The organism is Pseudomonas sp. IC_126, assembly GCF_004331835.1.
Taxonomy (GTDB): Bacteria; Pseudomonadota; Gammaproteobacteria; order Pseudomonadales; family Pseudomonadaceae; genus Stutzerimonas.
The window spans coordinates 296366-311522 of record NZ_SJSS01000002.1 but is presented as its reverse complement, the minus strand read 5'-3'; the positions used below and the strand labels follow the sequence as shown (position 1 = coordinate 311522).

Sequence of the window (15157 nt, the reverse complement as noted above, 5' to 3'; positions counted from 1 at the left end):
GCCACGCGCCCTGTTTTTCCCCAAAGTCCGGCTCCGATTGATCGCGCTTCGCCGCTTGCACAATCATTCGCGCACACGATGCCCACATCGAAAGGAATCGATGATGCTTTCCATCTATCAGCTCAAGCCACGCTTCCAGGATCTGTTGCGCCCATTGGTGCAGCGCCTCCACGCGCTCGGCATTACCGCCAACCAAGTCACCATCGCTGCCCTCGTGCTGTCGCTACTGGTCGCTGGCGCCGTCGCGCTGTGGGTGGAGCTCGCCTGGCTTTTCGCCTTGATCCCCGTCTGGATGCTCCTGCGCATGGCGCTCAATGCCATCGACGGGATGCTGGCCCGCGAATTCGGCCAGCAGTCCCGGTTGGGCGCCTATCTCAACGAGCTCTGCGATGTGGTCGCGGATAGCGCCCTCTACCTTCCTTTCGCCCTGTTGCCAGGCGTTTCGGCGATGGCCGTGGTGCTAGTCGTCCTGCTGGCGCTGTTCAGTGAGTACGCCGGCGTATTGGGTCCGATGGTGGGCGCCTCGCGCCGCTACGACGGCCCCATGGGCAAAAGCGATCGCGCCTTTGCCTTCGGCGTGCTGGCCGCTGGCGTGGCCTGCGGCTGGTTGTCCGCAAGCTGGATCAATGGCGCATTGCTGCTGATAGCCGCCCTTGCGCTGTACACGCTGATCAACCGTGTACGCCAGGGATTGAACGAAACGGCGGCCTGATTTCTCGCAAGTTTCTCATTGCGCTCAGCTCTGCGCCCCGTCAACCGTCGATGCCCCCGAGGAACCATAGATGCTCGGCTACCTGTCCGCTTTCCTTCTCACCTCCGCGGCGCGCCTGCTCACCGGCACGCGCAGTCTCTGGCTAGGCTGCGCGCCGACCCGCACTCAGCGTATCTATTTCGCCAACCACACCAGCCACGGCGACTTCGTGCTGCTCTGGGCCTCCCTCCCGTCCGAGCTGCGCAAACGAACCCGACCGGTAGCCGGTGCGGATTACTGGCAGAAGGGACAGATGCGCCGCTTCATCATCAATCGCGTGTTTCACGGCGTGCTAGTCGACCGTGAGCGTCGCGACCCGTCGGTCGATCCGTTGCAGCCAATGCTCGATGCATTGGATGAAGGGCATTCGCTGATCCTGTTTCCGGAGGGCACACGCAATCTCGAAGAGGGTCTGCTGCCGTTCAAGGGCGGGCTCTTCCGTCTCGGCCAGGCGCGACCCGAGGTGGAGCTGGTGCCGGTATGGATCGCCAACCTCAACCGCGTGATGCCGAAGGGCCGCTCGCTGCCCTTGCCGCTGCTGTGCACGGTCAGTTTCGGCGCGCCGCTGAGCATCGACGAGAACGAAGACAAGGACGCTTTCCTGACCCGCGCCCGCGAGGCGCTGCTGGAACTGGCGCCGGAGGAAGCCTGACATGGACAACAACACACTCATGCTGTTCGCCGGAATCGGCGCCCTGCTCGCCCTGGCCTCGCTGATCGGCTTCGTACTCAAGCGCCGCAGTGGCGACGCCGAGAACCCGGTAGTCGACAACCTCAACGCGCGCATCAACGCCTGGTGGGTGATGGTCGCGGTGATCGGCATCGCCTTCTGGCTCGGGCACACGGCGGTGGTGATCCTTTTCTATATGGTTTCCTTCTTCGCCCTGCGCGAGTTCATGACCCTGGCGCCGACCCGGCGCAGCGATTATCCGGCATTGGTCGCGGCGTTCTATTTCGTGCTGCCGGTGCAATACCTGCTGGTCGGTATCGGCTGGTACGGCCTGTTCGCGATCTTCATTCCGGTGTACATCTTCCTGCTGTTGCCGATCCTCGCCTCGCTGGGCGGCGACACCACGCGCTATCTTGAGCGTGCCTCGAAGGTGCAATGGGGCCTGATGATCGCGGTGTTCTGCGTGTCGCATGTGCCGGCGCTGCTGACGCTGGAAATCGCCGGTTTCGAAGGCCGCAACCTGTTGCTGATCGCCTGGCTGGTGATGGTGGTGCAACTCTCCGACGTGCTGCAGTACGTCTGCGGCAAGCTCGCCGGCAAGCGCAAGATCGCGCCCAACCTGTCGCCATCGAAAACCGTTGAAGGCTTCGTTGGCGGCATCGCGCTGGCAACGCTGATCGGCGCGGCGCTGTTCTGGATCACGCCTTTCACCTTCTGGCAGGCGGCGCTGATCGCACTGCTGCTGAATCTGCTCGGCTTCTTCGGCGGGTTGGTGATGTCGGCGATCAAGCGCGACCGTGGCGTGAAGGACTGGGGGCACATGATCGAAGGGCACGGCGGCATGCTCGACCGCCTCGACTCGGTATGCTTCGCCGCGCCGATTTTTTTCCACACGGTGCGTTATTGGTGGGCGTGAGCCGCAGCACCCCGCTGCTGTGACGAAACAGACTAAGGCGGCGCAGTCCAACTGCGCCGACACTGTCGAACCGTCCGGTGGCCAGACGCGCCGGATGCATACCAACCAACTCAACCGATGGCTAATCGTGCGGAACCTTTCTCATGTCCTGGGCGTCAAGTGAACCCTGCCATGCGCGCCGCTGCGGCAGGTGTAAGATGGCCGGTCTCAGCTGGCTGACGTCGTGGCGATCTGAAAGCAGGCATTGCCACTGAAGAAGCTGGCGCGATGCTAGCCTGGACGATTGCACTGTGCGCGACCACACCGCGCTGCGCTTACCAACCTGATGCACCTGACCTGCCTGGCTCGGTGGCATTGTTTTCAGGGAACAGAACGAATGACCTCACGCTATGTAATCAATGCCTCGGTAGCCCCCAAGGGCAGCCTGGAAACACTGTCCCAGCGAGAAGTACAACAGCTCAGCGAAGCCAGTTCGGGCAGCACCTATACGCTATTCCGTCAGTGCGCCCTGGCGATCCTCAACACCGGCGCGCGCATCGACAACGCCAAGACCATCCTGGAGGCCTACGACGACTTTGAGGTCCGCATTCATCAGCAGGACCGCGGCGTCCGCCTGGAGCTGATCAACGCGCCCGCCGATGCCTTCGTCGATGGGCAGATGATCGCCAGCACGCGCGAAATGCTCTTCAGCGCACTACGTGACATCGTCTACACCGAGAGCGAACTGGGCAGCTCGCGCATCGACCTGAGCAGTTCCGCCGGCATCACCGACTACGTCTTCCACCTGCTGCGTAATGCACGCACCCTGCGCTCCGGCATCGAGCCGAACATGGTGGTGTGCTGGGGCGGGCATTCGATCAGCACCGAGGAATACCAGTACAGCAAGCGTGTCGGCCACGAGCTGGGCCTGCGCAACCTGAACATCTGCACCGGTTGCGGCCCAGGCGTGATGAAAGGCCCGATGAAGGGCGCAACCATCGCCCATGCCAAACAGCGCATCGTCAGCGGCCGCTATCTGGGCCTAACCGAGCCGGGCATCATTGCCGCCGAAGCGCCGAACCCGATCGTCAATGAACTAGTGATCCTGCCGGATATCGAGAAGCGTCTGGAGGCCTTCGTCCGTGTCGGCCACGGCATCATCATCTTCCCCGGCGGTGTCGGCACGGCGGAGGAATTCCTTTATCTGCTGGGTATTCTGCTGCATCCGGACAACCGCGACGTGCCCTTCCCGGTCATCCTCACCGGTCCGGAAAGCGCCGCGCCCTACCTGCAGCAGCTACGCGATTTCGTCGGCGCGACACTCGGCGAAGAAGCCCAGCGCCACTATCAGATCGTCATCGACGACCCGGCCGAGGTGGCCCGGCAGATGGTCGAGGGGCTGAAAGCCGTCAAGCAGTTCCGTCGCGAACGCAACGACGCCTTCCACTTCAACTGGCTGCTGAAGATCGACGAAGGTTTCCAGCATCCGTTCGACCCGACCCACGAGAACATGGCCAGCCTGCGCCTGACCCGCGACGTACCGCCCCATGAATTGGCGGCGAACCTGCGCCGGGCGTTCTCCGGCATCGTCGCCGGTAACGTGAAGGACAAGGGTATCCGCCGCATCGAAAAGTTCGGCCGTTACGAGATCCACGGCGACGCGGCGATCATGAAACCGTTGGACGAGTTGCTGCAGGCGTTCGTCCTGCAGCATCGGATGAAGCTACCCGGCGGACGCCCTTACGAGCCGTGCTATCGAGTGGTGAGCTGAAGGCGCAGCCCCGCCCCAAGGCCCGAGCCAGGGGCGAAGTGTTTTCTAACGTATAAGCGCGCTTTTGAGGGAGAGGCCCGCCTCCGCGGCGGGCCTTCCATTTCCGGCGGAGGCATTGGAGCTTGTCGCAACCACCGCAGGTGATGACAGCGGGTTCGTATGCCCGCTACTAGCTGAACGTACGCCCGCTCATCCGCACTTCGAATTCCCGCAATTCAAACACGTAGCGCAGCCATCCATCTGCACCACTGCCTGGGTGTTGCACTTGTTGCAAAGTTGCGCGCCAGCCGGGAAGCCTTCGCCCGGCTCGACCGCCACCGCGCCCTGGCTGGCTTCGTAGGCGGCGCGTTTCTCAGCCAGGTATTTGAGCTGGGTTTCGTCCAGCGCGTGACCTTCGAGCATTCCGATGGCTATCAAATGGCGCTCCAGCACGCCGCCGATTTCGGCGACGATGGACGGCATGTAAACGCCGCCCTTCTTCAGGTAGCCGCCACGCGGATCGAATACTGCTTTCAGCTCCTCGACCAAAAAGGTGCAGTCGCCGCCCTTGCGGAACACGGCGGACATGATCCGAGTGAGCGCGACGATCCATTGGAAATGATCCATGTTCTTCGAATTGATGAAGATCTCGAACGGCCGGCGCTGCTCGTGGGGCGTACCGGCGTTGAGCACAACATCATTAACGGTGACGTAGAGTGCGTGCTCGAACAGCGGCGACTTGATCTTGTAGGTCATGCCGACCAGCGTTTCCGGGCGTTGCAGACTTTCGTCCATCTCCACCACCTTCGCCTTGCTGGCGTTGCTGTCGGGCGTTACGGCGGGGCGTTCGAGGGTCTCATCGACAACCTTGAAGCCCTTGATGCGCTGAGTAATCTTGACGGTCATTACAGGTTCTCCATCCGGGCGGCGCGCGCCGCCCGGCTACTGATCGGGGCTCAATACTTGCCGTAATAGCCTTCTTTGAGGGCATCGAACAGGTTGGCGGCGGAATTGACCTCGCCGTCGTATTCGACCTCTTCATTTCCTTTCAACTCGACCACGCTGCCGTCTTCGAGAACGAAGCGATAAAGGGTCTTTTCCAGGTCGGCTTCCTTGACCAGCACGCCCTGAAACGCCGCCGGGTTGAAGCGGAAGGTGGTGCAACCCTTGAGGCCTTGGCGCCAGGCGTAGCGGTAGATGTCCTTGAAGGCCTCGAACGGATAGTCGGTGGGCACGTTGGCAGTCTTGGAAATCGACGAGTCGACCCACTTCTGCGCGGCCGCCTGAATGTCGACATGCTGAGTCGGGGTGATGTCGTCGGCGGTGATGAAGTAGTCGGGCAGCTTCTCGCCCGGCACGTCGGAACCCGGCTTGGCTCGCTCGTTGATCAAAGTGCGATAGGCCAGCAACTCATAGCTGAACACCTCGATCTTTTCCTTCGCCTTGCGTCCGGCGCGGATCAGGTTGCGCGAGTAATGATGGGCGAAGCTCGGCTCAATGCCGTTGGAGGCGTTGTTGGCCAGGCTCAGGCTGATGGTGCCGGTGGGCGCGATGGAGCTGTGATGAGTGAAGCGCGCGCCCTGCTCGGCCAGCGCCTCGATCAGCTCGGGCGCATATTCGGCGATCTTCTGCATGTAACGCGAATACTTGGCGTGCAGCACGCGACCCGGCACCTGGTCGCCGGCCTTGTAACCGTGCTTCTTCATTTCCGGGCGCTTGCGCAGCATCTCGGCGGTGACTTCAAAGGTCTCGGCAAGCAGGGGCGCCGGCCCCTTCTCCTTCGACAGTTCGAGCGCCTCTTCCCAGCCGACCAGCGCCATTTCGCGCGCGACTTCTTCGGTAAATACGCAGGCTTCCGGGCTGCCGTAACGCAGTTTGAGCAGCGTCAGGGTCGAGCCGAGGCCGAGGAAGCCCATACCGTGACGGCGCTTCTGCTCGATCTCGTGACGCTGCTGCGGCAACGGCAGGCCATTGATTTCCACGACATTGTCGAGCATGCGGGTGAACAGACGCACCACTTCGCGGTATTTGTCCCAGTCGAAACGGGCATCGGCACCGAATGGATCAATCACGAAGTTGGTCAGGTTGATCGAACCCAGCAGGCAGGACCCATAGGGCGGCAATGGTTGCTCGCCACAGGGATTGGTCGCGCGGATCGCCTCGCACCACCAGTTGTTGTTCAACTGGTTGACGCGGTCGATGAGGATGAAGCCCGGCTCGGCGTAGTCGTAGGTGGAGACCATGATCATGTCCCACAGGTGCCGCGCCTTGACCCGGCCGTAGATCTTGCAGGCGACTAGGCCATCGTCGCGGACGATGTAGCCCTCGTGGCTCGGCCACTCGCGCCAGACGATCTGCTCGGGGTCGTCCAGATCCAGCTCGGCCTTTTCCTTGAGGTGCAGCGGGAAGATCAGCGGCCACTCGGCGTCGTTTTCCACCGCCTGCATGAATTCATCGGTGATCAGCAGGCTGAGGTTGAACTGGCGCAGGCGGCCGTCTTCGCGCTTGGCACGTATGAATTCGCGCACGTCCGGATGGCCGACGTCGAAAGTGCCCATCTGCGCGCCGCGACGACCACCGGCGGAGCTGACGGTGAAACACATCTTGTCGAAGATATCCATGAACGACAGCGGCCCGCTGGTATGCGCGCCAGCCCCGGAAACGAAGGAGCCGCGCGGGCGCAGGGTGCTGAATTCATAACCGATGCCGCAGCCGGCCTTGAGCGTCAGCCCGGCCTCGTGGACCTTGCCGAGGATCTGGTCCATCGAATCGTCGATGGTGCCAGAAACAGTGCAGTTGATAGTCGAGGTGGCCGGCTTGTAGTCCTGCGCGCCGGCGTTGGAAATGATCCGCCCCGCCGGGATGGCGCCGTTGCGCAGTGCCCACAGGAAGCGCTCGTACCAGTGCTCGCGCTTATCTTGCGACTCGACCTCCGCCAAGGCACGGGCGACCCGCTGCCAGGTGGCGTCGACGCTGTCGTCGACGGGCGTACCGTCCTTGTCGGTCAGGCGGTACTTCTGCGCCCAGATGTCCTCTGAAGCCGCCTGCAGGGCGATTCCGGCGGTGGTTTTACTGTCTGCCGTGATCGGCCCGTCGGTCTTCGCCATGCTGCGCATCCTCATGCAAATGGGAAAAGACGCAAGCTTAAGCCAGCACGGCAGGGCTTGGGATGACATTCATCAAGTTGCCGATGCCTAAGGGCTATTCCTGACCGGTGGCGATTGGGATGACGCTAACCCCGGTTAGAGCAAATTGCCTTGGCTGCCCGTTACTTACAGACTTTCCAAACACTCAACGAGCGACATCCCGAGATTTTCGATCAGACGCTCGTAGCCGCCAGCGGTGGCTTCGATGCCCTGACCCATGGCGTCCAGCTCGGCGACCTGTACCGGTAATTCACGGATCAAGCTGTCGGCCAGACGCGGACGGATCGGCGGCTCATAAAATACGCAGCTGGGGCCGGCTTGCTCCAGGCGCTGACGCATCTCGGCGACGTGACGCGCCCCCGGCTGGGCCTCGCCAGCGGCGAACACACCGGTATGCGCGAGGCCATAGGCTGCTTCGAAATAGTCGTAGGCTTCATGAAAGACGAAGAAGGGCTTTTTGCTGGTATCGCTTAGCCGCTTCGTCAGGCGCTGATCGAGCGCGTCCAAACGCTGTCGGAACCCCTCGAGATTCGCCTGATAATGCGATGCATTGGCTGGATCGACGGCCGCAAGCTTGTCGGCCATATTCGCGGCTATGACCAAGGCATTGGCCGGCAACAGCCAGAGGTGAGCATCGAGACTGCCGGGGCGGTGCGCATGATCATGGTGACCGCCGGCCGCGTGAGCTTCATGTGCATCGTGATCATGATTGTCGGCTTCGTGCGCATGCTCGTCATGACCATGGTGAGACTGGGCATGCTCATCACCAAAATGACGCAACGTCAGCCCCGGCAGCGACTGCGCAGCAACGCTCGGCCCTTCGCGGCCTTTCAGCACCGGTTCCAGGAAAGCTTCCATATCCGGACCAATCCAATAAAACAGATCGGCACTGCGAATCTGCCGTACGTCGGATGGCCGCAGCGCGTAATGATGAGCAGAGGCGCCCGCCGGAAGCAGCACCTGCGGTTCGCCCACGCCGTCCTGGATAGCCGCAGCGATCAGCTGCAGAGGCTTGATGCTGGTGACAAGAGCCACCTCGGCGCGGGCCGGCGCACTGCCGAGAAAGATGAGAGTTACAAGTAAAGGCAACGAAAAAAGGCGGAACACGGGCAACACTCGGCTGGTTTGAATGGGTAACATAATAACGTCTCTCCAAAGCCTCGTCTCCGCCCATGCCCAATATCCCGCTGGCCTGCACTCCTCATGATCATGACCACTGCGTCAGTAGCGCGCTGGCCGAAGCCGATGCGCTTTGCGCGCGCGCAGGTGTGCGTCTGACGGCGCTACGCAAGCGTGTGCTGGAATTGGTCTGGCAAAGCCACAAGCCACTCGGCGCCTACGACATTCTCGGCGCGCTGACCGAGCAGGACGGCCGTCGCGCCGCACCACCAACCGTCTACCGAGCATTGGACTTTCTGCTGGAAAACGGCCTGGTGCATCGCATCGCATCGCTCAACGCCTTCATCGGCTGTAACCACCCCGAGCATCCACATCAGGGGCAATTCCTGATTTGCCGCAACTGCCATACCGCGATCGAGCTCGAGCAATCGATCGTCAGCGAGGCCATCAATCAGGCTGCGCACAGCGTGAATTTCCAAGTCGAAGGCCAGACCGTTGAAGTAGTCGGTCTTTGCGCGACCTGCCGGAGTGCGGCATGAGCGAGGCGCTGATCCGCCTGGATGACATTCATGTCCACTTCGCCAAGCAGGCGGTGCTCGAAGGCGCGCAGCTGCAAGTGCAGCGTGGCGAGATCGTCACGCTGATCGGCCCCAACGGCGCCGGCAAGACCACGCTGGTGCGCGCGGTATTGGGGTTGCTGAAACCGGACAGCGGCACCGTCTGGCGCAAGCCGAAGCTGCGTGTCGGCTATATGCCGCAGAAGCTTCACGTCGACGCAACACTGCCACTGTCAGTGCTGCGATTCCTGCGCCTGGTCCCAGGCGTGGATCGCGCCGCGGCCCTTCGCGCACTGAGCGAAGTGGGTGCCGAACAGGTGATCGACAGCCCGCTGCAATCGGTTTCGGGCGGTGAAATGCAACGGGTACTGCTGGCCCGCGCGCTGCTGCGCGAACCGGAACTGCTGGTACTCGACGAGCCGGTGCAGGGCGTCGATGTCGCCGGGCAGGCCGAGCTCTATCGCCTCATCGGCCGGCTACGCGAGCGCTACGGTTGCGGCGTGCTGATGGTTTCGCATGACCTGCATCTGGTGATGAGCGCCACCGACCAGGTGGTCTGCCTGAACCGCCACGTGTGTTGCTCCGGGCATCCGGAACAGGTCAGTGCCGACCCGGCCTTCATCGAGCTGTTCGGTCAGGACGCGCGCAGTCTGGCGATCTACCATCACCAGCACGATCACAGCCACGACCTGCATGGCAGCGTGATCACCGGTAAACCCCACGTCCACGGTCCGAACTGCAAGCACTGACATGCCTGACTTTTTACTGAACGCCCTGCTCGCCGGTCTCGCCCTGGCACTGGTCGCCGGCCCACTCGGCTCTTTCGTAGTCTGGCGGCGCATGGCCTATTTCGGCGATACGCTGTCCCACTCCGCGCTGCTCGGCGTAGCGCTGGGACTGATGCTGGAGGTCAACCTGACCCTCGCGGTCGTCGTCTGCTGCGTGCTGCTGGCAGTGTTGCTGGTGACCCTGCAGCAGCGCCAGCCGCTAGCTTCCGACACGCTGCTCGGCATTCTCGCGCACAGCACGCTGTCGCTCGGGCTGGTCTCGCTGAGTTTCATGCAGGACGTGCGCATCGACCTGATGGGCTACCTGTTTGGCGACCTGCTGGCCGTGGGCCCGACCGACCTGGCCTGGATCGCCGGCGGCAGTGCGCTAGTGTTGCTGGTGCTGATTCCGCTGTGGCGTCCGCTGTTGGCGGTGACGGTGCATGAGGAATTGGCGAAGGTCGAAGGCCTGCCCGTCGCAGCCATCCGCTTGGCACTGATGCTGCTGATCGCCATGGTGATCGCCGTGGCGATGAAGATCGTTGGCGTGCTGTTGATCACCTCGCTGCTGATCATTCCGGCCGCCGCGGCCCAGCGACACGCCCGAACGCCCGAGCAGATGGCCTTGGGCGCGAGCTTGTTGGGCATCGTCGCGGTGTGTCTGGGGCTGGCGCTATCCTGGTACGAAGACACGCCGGCCGGGCCGTCCATCGTGGTCAGCGCCGCCGCGCTGTTCCTACTCAGCTTCGCCTGGCGCAAGCGCAATTGAACGGCCATGACTGATCTGAAATATCTGCGTGGCTATCCCGAGCCGCTACTGGAGCAGGTCCGCCAGCTGATCGCTGAACAGCGTCTGGGCAACTATCTGCAGCGCCGCTATCCGGGCCGCCATGAGCACCAAAGCGACAAGGCGTTGTACGGCTATGTCCAGCGCCTGAAGCAGGATCACCTGAAAAGCGCGCCGCCGATCGACAAGGTGCTCTACGACAACCGCCTCGACCTCACCCACCGCGCCCTTGGCCTGCACACCGCGGTGTCACGCGTGCAGGGCGGCAAGCTGAAAGCTAAGAAGGAAATCCGCGTCGCCTCGCTGTTTCGGGACGCGGCACCGGAATTTCTGCGGATGATCGTCGTTCACGAGTTGGCGCACCTGCGCGAATCCGACCACAACCGCGCCTTCTACAAGCTCTGCGAACACATGCTGCCGGGCTACGGCCAGATCGAATTCGACCTGCGACTGTACCTACACTGGCGCGAGCTGCAGAGCGCCTGACGGTGCTCGGAAAGCTTCGCCCTGAGGGCGAGCCTCCTACAAAAGCACGCGGTGCGCACCGGTAGGAGGCCCGTCCTCGCGGCGATAGCAGGTCGAGGGACCGGAGGCGAAGGTGCCTACGCCGGCACCGCCTTGGCCGCCGCCTCGCGTGCCCAGACGCGATGCTGGCCGAGCGCATGAACGAAGGCTCCGAATACCGCGTCCACGTCATCGCCTTCCAGCAGACCGGCGTCGGGCACGAGATTCAGCGACGCCAGCAACGGCCGCGCCGCGCCTATCACCACCACCGGCTTCAGGTGCTTGTAGGCTTCGAGCAGATAGTGCTTGGCCTCGCCGGACTGAGCCATGGCCGCCGCCGCGTCGGCGCCGCCGGGCACGAACACGGCGTCGAACATCACAGACGGCATACCATCCATAGCCGCATCGATCACCAGCGCCTTGCCCTCGGCGGTTTTTACCGGCGCAGGCGTCGGGCCGATCAGTTTGGCGAAGGCGCCCTCTTCGGCGAGTTTGGCCTTGAACGCATCGATAGCTGCGCCGTCCACGCCGTTGGCCACGAGGATCGCCACCTTGCGCGATTTGATGTTGCCCGGCGCATGGTTCATTAGGCTCAGCGCCGGTGAGCTCGACGCCTTCGGCTCCTTCTTCGCCACCGTGGGCGCGCTCGGCGCCGGCAGGCCGAGGTTGTCCGCCACGCGGCGGGCCAGTTCCAGATCGATATTGGCGAGGATCTCGTTGACCTGCCGCTCGCGGATGAACACCCGCTCCACCTTGCCCAGCTCGAAGGTGTAGGCGCCGATGATGTGCTCCTTCTCCGGCTCGCTCATGCTGTTCCAGAACAGCGTGGCCTGTGAGAAATGGTCGCCGAACGATGCGCTGCGGTTGCGAATCTTGTGCCCTTCGACGCGCTCCGGATAACTCTCGAAGCCGCCGCCCTGCGCCGCTGGCGGGGTTTCCTTGGGCCAGCCGCCATCGATGGAGTTGGGCTCGTAGTTGGCGCGGCCCTTGTGGATGGCCTGGCGATGGAACGCATCGCGCTGGTTGTTGTGTAGCGGGCACAGCGGCCGGTTGATCGGAATCTCGTGGAAGTTCGGGCCGCCCAGGCGCAGCAGCTGAGTGTCGGTGTAGGAGAACAGCCGGCCCTGCAGCAGCGGGTCGTTGGTGAAATCGATGCCCGGCACGATGTGACCGATGTGGAAGGCCGCCTGCTCGGTCTCGGCGAAGAAGTTGTCCGGGTTGCGATTGAGCGACATCTTGCCGAGCTTCTGCACCGGCACCAGCTCCTCGGGGATGATTTTAGTCGGGTCGAGTAGGTCGAAGTCGAAACTGTGCTCGTCGGCTTCCTCGACCACCTGCACGCCCAGCTCCCATTCGAAGGGATCGCCGCTCTCGATGGCCTCCCACATGTCGCGGCGGTTGAAGTCCGGGTCTTTGCCGGCGATCTTCAGCGTCTCGTCCCAGACCAGCGAGAAGGCGCCGGCCACCGGCTTCCAGTGGAACTTGACGAAGCGGGAGACCCCCTCTGCATTGATCAGGCGGAAGGTGTGCACGCCAAAACCTTCCATTGCCCGGAAGCTGCGCGGCAAAGCACGATCGGACATGGTCCAGAGCACCATGTGCGCCGATTCGGGGGTCAGCGAGACGAAGTCCCAGAAGGTGTCGTGGGCCGATTGCGCCTGCGGAATCTCGTTGTGCGGTTCGGGTTTGACCGCATGCACGAAGTCCGGAAATTTGATCGCGTCCTGAATGAAGAACACCGGCATATTGTTACCGACCAAATCGAAGTTGCCCTCGTCGGTGTAGAACTTGGTGGCGAAACCACGCACATCGCGCACCGTGTCCGCGGAGCCGCGCGAACCCTGCACCGTGGAGAAACGCGCAAATACCGGGGTTTCCTTGCCTTCGGAGGCGAGGAACGAGGCCTTGGTCAGCCAACTGTGGTCGCCGTAGCTGACGAACACGCCATGGGCCGCCGAGCCGCGCGCGTGGACAATGCGCTCGGGAATGCGCTCGTGGTCGAAGTGGGTGAGCTTCTCGCGCATGATGAAATCTTCGAGCAGCGAGGGGCCACGGTCGCCAGCCCGAAGGGTGTTCTGGTTGTCAGCGATCTTCACGCCCTGATTAGTGGTCAGGGCCTGTCCGGTGGCGTCGGAGCGGACGTTTTCCAGCTGGTCGAGCTTGGCGTTGCGGTTGGCGCGGTCCGGCGTGTCGGTGCCGGCTATTTCGTTACGTGGGGCATTGATGTCGGTCATGGAGGGGCCTCGCAATGGGTTGCGCAAGCCGTGGCGGACCGTCTGCTTGACCCGGCTTTTCCACGGCGCTCGGTAAACTGACAGCCACGACGTGTACAAGGTCGGTCTTGCGCCAATTTGCTTTTCTCATGACGGTGATAGGGGACCTCAATGATCGGCGCCGACAGCCCATGCGCCCAGCGGCTGAGCCTGTGCGTCGGATGCGGTAGAATGCCGATCTTTTGCCGGCAGATGCTGCCGGTATCGCCCCATCTACAGGTTCGCCCGTGATCGAATTCCACGACGTCCACAAGACTTATCGCGTCGCCAGCCGCGACGTGATGGCGCTGCAGCCGACGAGCTTCCGTATCGAAGCCGGCGAAGTGTTCGGCCTGATCGGCCACTCCGGCGCCGGCAAAAGTACCCTGCTGCGCCTGATCAACCGACTGGAAGAACCTTCCGGCGGGCGCATTCTGGTAAACGGCGAAGACGTCACCGCACTGGAGGCCGACGGCCTGCGCCGCTTCCGCCAGCGTGTCGGGATGATCTTCCAGCACTTCAACCTGCTGATGTCCAAGACTGTGGCCGATAACGTCGCCATGCCGCTGCGCCTGGCCGGCACCTACTCGAAAGCCGATATCGAACGCCGCGTCGCTGCCCTCCTGGAGCGGGTCGGCCTGAAGGACCACGCACGTAAATACCCCGCGCAGCTGTCCGGCGGACAGAAGCAGCGCGTCGGCATCGCCCGCGCGCTAGCCACCGAGCCCGACATCCTGCTCTGCGACGAGGCCACCAGCGCTCTCGACCCGCAGACCACCGCCCAAGTGCTACAACTGTTGGCCGAGATCAACCGCGAGCTGAACCTCACCATCGTGCTGATCACCCACGAGATGGACGTGATCCGCCGCGTCTGCGATCGCGTGGCGGTGATGGATGGCGGGCTGATTGTCGAGCAGGGCCCGGTGACCGATGTTTTCCTGCATCCACAGCATGCGACTACTCAGCGTTTCGTGCTGGAAGACGAGGCGGTGGATGAGGGTGAGCAGCGCGATGACTTCGCCCACGTGCCGGGCCGCATCCTGCGCCTGACTTTTCAGGGCGAGTCGACCTACCAGCCACTGCTAGGCACCGTGGCGCGCGAGACGGGGGTCGATTTCAGCATCCTCTCGGGGCGTATCGATCGCATCAAGGACACCCCCTACGGCCAGCTGACCCTGGCGCTCACTGGCGGCGACATGCAAGCCGCCCTGTCCCGCTTCGATAGCGCCGATGTTCACGTGGAGGTGCTGCGCTGATGGATGCTCTGTTCACCAATGTGGATTGGTACGAAATCTGGCTGGCGACGCTGGACACCCTGCTGATGCTCGGCGGTTCGCTGCTGTTCACCATCCTGCTCGGCCTGCCGCTGGGCGTGCTGCTGTTTCTCAGCGGGCCGCGCCAATTGTTCGAGAACGGCCCGCTGTATGCGCTGCTGTCGTTCGTGGTCAACGTGCTGCGTTCGCTGCCGTTCATCATCCTGCTGATCGTGATGATTCCCTTCACCGTGCTGCTGACCGGCACCTCGCTGGGCGTGGCCGGCGCCATCCCGCCGTTGGTGGTGGGCGCCGCGCCGTTCTTCGCGCGGCTGGTGGAAACCGCGCTGCGCGAAGTCGACCGCGGCATCATCGAGGCGACCCAGGCCATGGGCGCGACGACGCGGCAGATCATCTTCAGCGCATTGCTGCCGGAGGCGAGGCCGGGCATCATCGCGGCTATCACCGTCACCGCCATCACCCTGGTGTCCTACACCGCGATGGCCGGTGTGGTAGGGGCCGGCGGTCTCGGCGACCTGGCGATCCGCTTCGGCTACCAGCGTTTCCAGACCGATGTGATGGTCGTCACCGTGGTCCTGCTGCTGGTACTGGTGCAGGTACTGCAGAGCGTCGGCGACAAGCTGGTCACCCATTTTTCACGCAAATGAACCGCAACCAGGGCGAGCGAACCATCGCAACCCGATCA

General features: G+C 63.0%; 14 protein-coding genes. 10 read left to right on the top strand and 4 right to left on the bottom strand.

The genetic code is table 11. The features are described from left to right. The first annotated feature begins 103 nt into the window (after positions 1 to 103). From E0D86_RS06910 to ppnN, 4 genes are all read left to right on the top strand, one after another. Positions 104 to 712 carry a CDP-alcohol phosphatidyltransferase family protein gene (locus E0D86_RS06910; protein WP_131649270.1) on the top strand — a complete coding sequence of 203 codons (609 nt, stop codon included), beginning with the start codon at positions 104 to 106 and terminating at the stop codon, positions 710 to 712. Positions 713 to 782: 70 nt separating this feature from the next. Continuing rightward, a complete protein-coding gene (locus E0D86_RS06905) occupies positions 783 to 1403 on the top strand; it encodes a 1-acyl-sn-glycerol-3-phosphate acyltransferase (protein WP_131649269.1) in 621 nt (206 codons plus the stop codon). Between the two features lies 1 nt (position 1404). Next, on the top strand, positions 1405 to 2337 hold the full coding sequence (locus tag E0D86_RS06900) for a phosphatidate cytidylyltransferase (RefSeq protein ID WP_131649267.1): 933 nt from the start codon (positions 1405 to 1407) through the stop codon (positions 2335 to 2337). A 376-nt stretch (positions 2338 to 2713) separates the two neighbouring features. Beyond that, positions 2714 to 4087, top strand: coding sequence for a nucleotide 5'-monophosphate nucleosidase PpnN (gene ppnN, locus E0D86_RS06895; RefSeq protein ID WP_131649265.1), 1374 nt, complete (start codon positions 2714 to 2716; stop codon positions 4085 to 4087). A 189-nt stretch (positions 4088 to 4276) separates the two neighbouring features. Here ppnN and E0D86_RS06890 read toward each other — a convergent pair whose 3' ends face one another. From E0D86_RS06890 to E0D86_RS06880, 3 genes are all read right to left on the bottom strand, one after another. Next, positions 4277 to 4972: an NrdJb gene (locus E0D86_RS06890; protein WP_131649263.1), complete on the bottom strand. Its 696-nt coding sequence runs from the start codon at positions 4970 to 4972 to the stop codon at positions 4277 to 4279. A gap of 50 nt (positions 4973 to 5022) precedes the next feature. After that, positions 5023 to 7173, bottom strand: coding sequence for an adenosylcobalamin-dependent ribonucleoside-diphosphate reductase (locus E0D86_RS06885; protein WP_131649261.1), 2151 nt, complete (start codon positions 7171 to 7173; stop codon positions 5023 to 5025). A 165-nt stretch (positions 7174 to 7338) separates the two neighbouring features. After that, positions 7339 to 8352, bottom strand: a complete 1014-nt coding sequence (locus E0D86_RS06880; RefSeq protein WP_371924045.1) for a zinc ABC transporter substrate-binding protein — start codon at positions 8350 to 8352, stop codon at positions 7339 to 7341. 32 nt (positions 8353 to 8384) lie between these two features. On the opposite strand from E0D86_RS06880, the gene zur reads away from it, so the two are divergent. The 4 genes from zur to E0D86_RS06860 are packed head-to-tail and all read left to right on the top strand — an operon-like array spanning position 8385 to position 10928. After that, positions 8385 to 8870: a zinc uptake transcriptional repressor Zur gene (gene zur / locus E0D86_RS06875; RefSeq protein WP_131649258.1), complete on the top strand. Its 486-nt coding sequence runs from the start codon at positions 8385 to 8387 to the stop codon at positions 8868 to 8870. Further along, entirely contained in the window at positions 8867 to 9637 is a 771-nt protein-coding gene (znuC, locus tag E0D86_RS06870; protein ID WP_131649256.1) for a zinc ABC transporter ATP-binding protein ZnuC, read from the top strand. Before zur ends, znuC begins: the two co-directional genes overlap by 4 nt. Position 9638: 1 nt before the next feature. Continuing rightward, positions 9639 to 10424: a zinc ABC transporter permease subunit ZnuB gene (gene znuB, locus E0D86_RS06865; RefSeq protein WP_131649254.1), complete on the top strand. Its 786-nt coding sequence runs from the start codon at positions 9639 to 9641 to the stop codon at positions 10422 to 10424. 6 nt (positions 10425 to 10430) lie between these two features. Continuing rightward, positions 10431 to 10928 (top strand): M48 family metallopeptidase, encoded by a 498-nt coding sequence (locus tag E0D86_RS06860; protein ID WP_131649252.1) that lies wholly within the window; start codon positions 10431 to 10433, stop codon positions 10926 to 10928. Between the two features lie 116 nt (positions 10929 to 11044). Here the strand turns inward: E0D86_RS06860 and katE are convergent, their stop codons facing one another. Then, positions 11045 to 13180 (bottom strand): catalase HPII, encoded by a 2136-nt coding sequence (gene katE / locus E0D86_RS06855; RefSeq protein ID WP_131649251.1) that lies wholly within the window; start codon positions 13178 to 13180, stop codon positions 11045 to 11047. A gap of 266 nt (positions 13181 to 13446) precedes the next feature. Here katE and E0D86_RS06850 point away from each other — a divergent pair, with 266 nt between their 5' ends. Both E0D86_RS06850 and E0D86_RS06845 read left to right on the top strand, forming a co-directional pair. Further along, positions 13447 to 14454 (top strand): methionine ABC transporter ATP-binding protein, encoded by a 1008-nt coding sequence (locus tag E0D86_RS06850; RefSeq protein WP_131649249.1) that lies wholly within the window; start codon positions 13447 to 13449, stop codon positions 14452 to 14454. Then, the gene (locus E0D86_RS06845) at positions 14454 to 15119 is read left to right on the top strand and encodes a methionine ABC transporter permease (RefSeq protein ID WP_131649247.1); all 666 of its coding nucleotides are present in this window, start codon (positions 14454 to 14456) and stop codon (positions 15117 to 15119) included. The genes E0D86_RS06850 and E0D86_RS06845 overlap by 1 nt, the downstream gene beginning before the upstream one ends. Positions 15120 to 15157: the final 38 nt, after the last annotated feature.

What these genes read in the sequence shown, in the direction of transcription:
- E0D86_RS06910 (WP_131649270.1), top strand. Translation starts at nt 104, where the DNA reads ATGCTTTCCATCTATCAGCTCAAGCCACGCTTCCAGGATCTGTTGCGC.
- E0D86_RS06905 (WP_131649269.1), top strand. Translation starts at nt 783, where the DNA reads ATGCTCGGCTACCTGTCCGCTTTCCTTCTCACCTCCGCGGCGCGCCTG.
- E0D86_RS06900 (WP_131649267.1), top strand. Translation starts at nt 1,405, where the DNA reads ATGGACAACAACACACTCATGCTGTTCGCCGGAATCGGCGCCCTGCTC.
- ppnN (WP_131649265.1), top strand. Translation starts at nt 2,714, where the DNA reads ATGACCTCACGCTATGTAATCAATGCCTCGGTAGCCCCCAAGGGCAGC.
- E0D86_RS06890 (WP_131649263.1), bottom strand. Translation starts at nt 4,972, where the DNA reads ATGACCGTCAAGATTACTCAGCGCATCAAGGGCTTCAAGGTTGTCGAT.
- E0D86_RS06885 (WP_131649261.1), bottom strand. Translation starts at nt 7,173, where the DNA reads ATGGCGAAGACCGACGGGCCGATCACGGCAGACAGTAAAACCACCGCC.
- E0D86_RS06880 (WP_371924045.1), bottom strand. Translation starts at nt 8,352, where the DNA reads ATGTTACCCATTCAAACCAGCCGAGTGTTGCCCGTGTTCCGCCTTTTT.
- zur (WP_131649258.1), top strand. Translation starts at nt 8,385, where the DNA reads ATGCCCAATATCCCGCTGGCCTGCACTCCTCATGATCATGACCACTGC.
- znuC (WP_131649256.1), top strand. Translation starts at nt 8,867, where the DNA reads ATGAGCGAGGCGCTGATCCGCCTGGATGACATTCATGTCCACTTCGCC.
- znuB (WP_131649254.1), top strand. Translation starts at nt 9,639, where the DNA reads ATGCCTGACTTTTTACTGAACGCCCTGCTCGCCGGTCTCGCCCTGGCA.
- E0D86_RS06860 (WP_131649252.1), top strand. Translation starts at nt 10,431, where the DNA reads ATGACTGATCTGAAATATCTGCGTGGCTATCCCGAGCCGCTACTGGAG.
- katE (WP_131649251.1), bottom strand. Translation starts at nt 13,180, where the DNA reads ATGACCGACATCAATGCCCCACGTAACGAAATAGCCGGCACCGACACG.
- E0D86_RS06845 (WP_131649247.1), top strand. Translation starts at nt 14,454, where the DNA reads ATGGATGCTCTGTTCACCAATGTGGATTGGTACGAAATCTGGCTGGCG.